Origin of the sequence: Mesorhizobium sp. M2A.F.Ca.ET.037.01.1.1 (assembly GCF_003998075.1) — a bacterium.
GTDB lineage: Bacteria > Pseudomonadota > Alphaproteobacteria > Rhizobiales > Rhizobiaceae > Mesorhizobium.
In genome coordinates, this window is record NZ_RZSA01000833.1 from 1 (window position 1) to 2979 (window position 2979).

3 protein-coding genes are annotated in these 2979 nt (G+C 63.9%); all 3 read left to right on the top strand.

Annotated features, from left to right (window positions below):
• Window positions 1-471 (top strand): glycosyltransferase (locus tag EOA27_RS29800; RefSeq protein WP_127257911.1); only part of this gene is annotated, 471 nt, incomplete at its 5' end.
• Window positions 472-581: 110 nt separating this feature from the next.
• Entirely contained in the window at window positions 582-1379 is a 798-nt protein-coding gene (locus EOA27_RS29805; RefSeq protein ID WP_126083163.1) for a MipA/OmpV family protein, read from the top strand.
• Window positions 1380-1700: 321 nt separating this feature from the next.
• Window positions 1701-2979 (top strand): class I tRNA ligase family protein (locus EOA27_RS29810; RefSeq protein WP_145970615.1); only part of this gene is annotated, 1279 nt, incomplete at its 3' end.

Below are 2979 nucleotides of genomic sequence, written 5' to 3' on the forward strand. Positions count from 1 at the left end.
TTCCCGGACACCCACTGGCTGGTAGCCGGTCTTCGCGAAAACAGCGAGGAGGAAATCCGGCTTCGCGGCCTGATTGCCAAGTCCGGCATGTCGAACCGGGTCATCCTGCTGGGCATCCAGGAGGACATCCCGGCGGTTGTGGTCGCGAGCGATTTCATGCTGCACCCGGCGCGCCTGGAAAATACCGGCACGGTGATTCTCGAGGCGCTCGCAAATGGCCTGCCGGTCATCGCGTCGGCCGCCTGCGGATATGCAAAATATGTCGAAGCTAGCGGGGCGGGGCTGGTCGTGGCCAATCACGACGATCCCGAAATCTGGCGACAGGCGGTCCGGAAAGCCGACGACACTGCAGTACGCGTGCAATGGCATCAGGCGGCCCTTGCTTACGGCTCGTCAAACCCGCTTACCGGCGGACTGGAAGCGGCCTGCGATCTGATAGAGAGCTTGCGCCGCAACCGGCGTGTCGGCTAGTTGCCCTTTCAGTCCGATGTTGCGATTTTAAGTCAAATTTTACCGAACGCACGGCATGGCTTGAGCGTCGGCGGATGGTCTTGCCGGCACGTTTCGCGTAAGGGGTGACGATTCGTATTGTCGGGACGATTCCGCTGGCCGTCGCCATAGGTCTGTTCACCGCGTCTGTCGCACAGGCGGGCGAGGGCAGCTGGATATCCGGCGACTGGTACCTGACGCTCGGCGCCACCGGCCTCGTCGCGCCGAATTTCGAGGGCGGCAAGAAATATATGTTCAGCGCCCAGCCGATCATCTCGCTCGGCAAGGTCGGTCCGCAGGCGCGCTTCACCTCGCGCAACGACAACATCTCGCTGGCCCTGGTCGACGACGGCTCCGTGCGCGCCGGCCTGACCGGCAAGTTCCTGTTCCATCGCACCAGCAAGGACGAACTCCATGGTCTCGACCCGGTGCGCTTCGGCGGTGAAGTTGGCGGCTTCTTCGAGTTCTATCCGTTGGATTGGCTGCGCGCCCGCGCCGAGTTGCGGCATGGCATCCGCTCCCACAACGGCTTCGTCGCCGACATCGCCGCGGACGCCTTCTATGACATCACGCCGACGGTCCGCATTTCCGGCGGTCCGCGCGTCTCCTTCGCGTCGTCCAACTATTTCGACGCCTATTACGGGGTCAACGCCAAGGAAGCGGCGGCTTCGGGCCTGAGCGAATACCATCCGGGCGGCGGTGTGAAATCGGCGGGCCTCGGCGGCGCGATCACCTGGCAGGTGACCGAGCCGATGACGGCCAGCGTCTTCACCGAATATTCGCGCCTGATGGAGCCGGCTTCGGATTCCAGCCTGGTTAAGGAACGCGGCGACCGCAACCAATGGACCTTCGGTGTCTCGACCACTTATCGCTTTAATTTCACCATGTAGGCCGCGAAACCGGCTTCATGCCTTGAATTCCGCGCTTTATTCCTGCCGCGCCATCCGCTAAAAGCCACGCCATGATGAGCTTTTCGCGCCTTTTCGCGATCGCGATACGAATTACAGGCCCGGTGTTCCGGGCGGCCTGAGCGCCGCTGGAGCCGCCGGGAGTTTTCGCGCGCGCCCCTCGCGCTTTTTCAAGAAAATCAACGCATATCGCCCAAAAGTGGGCTCCGGTTTTGGGAAATTGATATGCGTCAGCTAAGACCTCAACGCCCGGGCTTTCCGCCGCCGGGCAACGCAGATGGCAGATCAATGACCGACACCCCGATGACCGACGCTGTTGAAACGATCGACTATTCCAAGACGCTTTATTTGCCGCAGACGGATTTCCCGATGCGCGCCGGCCTGCCCGAGAAGGAGCCCGGCGTGGTCAAGCGCTGGCAGGACATGGACCTTTACAGAAAGCTGCGCGAGGAGGCCGCCGGCCGTGAGAAATTCGTGCTGCACGACGGTCCGCCCTACGCCAATGGCAACATCCATATCGGCCATGCGCTGAATAAGATCCTCAAGGACGTCATCAACCGCTCGTTCCAGATGCGCGGCTACGACGCCAACTACGTGCCGGGCTGGGACTGCCACGGCCTGCCGATCGAGTGGAAGATCGAGGAGCAGTATCGCGCCAAGGGCAAGAACAAGGACGAGGTGCCGGTCAACGAGTTCCGCAGGGAATGCCGCGACTTCGCGGCCGATTGGATCAAGGTGCAGGGCTCAGAGTTCCAGCGCCTGGGCGTCATCGGCGATTTCGACAACCCCTACACGACGATGGCCTACCATGCCGAGGCGCGCATCGCCGGCGAGCTGCTGAAATTCGCCATGTCGGGGCAGCTCTACCGCGGCTCGAAGCCTGTGATGTGGAGCGTGGTCGAGCGCACCGCGCTCGCCGAAGCCGAGGTCGAGTATCAGGATTATGAGAGCGACACGATCTGGGTGAAGTTCCCGGTCGCGAGCCTCGCCCAGCCGGTCGCCGGCGCGGCGCCGGCGCTGGACGACACCGCGCTCGATCTGGTCGAGGCGCATGTCGTCATCTGGACGACCACGCCCTGGACCATACCCGGCAACCGTGCCGTCAGCTATTCGCCGCGCATCGGCTATGGCCTCTATGAGGTGACGGCGGCCGAGAACGCCTTCGGCCCGCAGCCCGGCGAGAAGCTGATCTTCGCCGACGCGCTGGCCGAGGACTGCGCCGCCAAGGCCAAGGTCACGTTGAACAGGCTTCACAGCGTCCCGGCCGAACAGCTTGGGAAGCTTACGCTTTCGCATCCTTTCAAGGGCCTCGGCGGCGGCTATGAGTTCCCGGTGCCGATGGTTGCCGGCGAGCATGTCACCGATGACGCCGGCACCGGCTTCGTCCACACCGCGCCCGGTCATGGCCGCGAGGACTTCGACGCGTGGATGGAGGCCGCCGCCGACCTTCGGGCGCGCGGCGTCGACACCACGATCCCGTTCACGGTCGACGATGCCGGCTTCTTCACCAAGGACGCGCCGGGCTTTGGCCCGGGACGCGAAGGCGGTGCCGCGCGCCCGAAGGTCGGCGGCGGCCTCCATC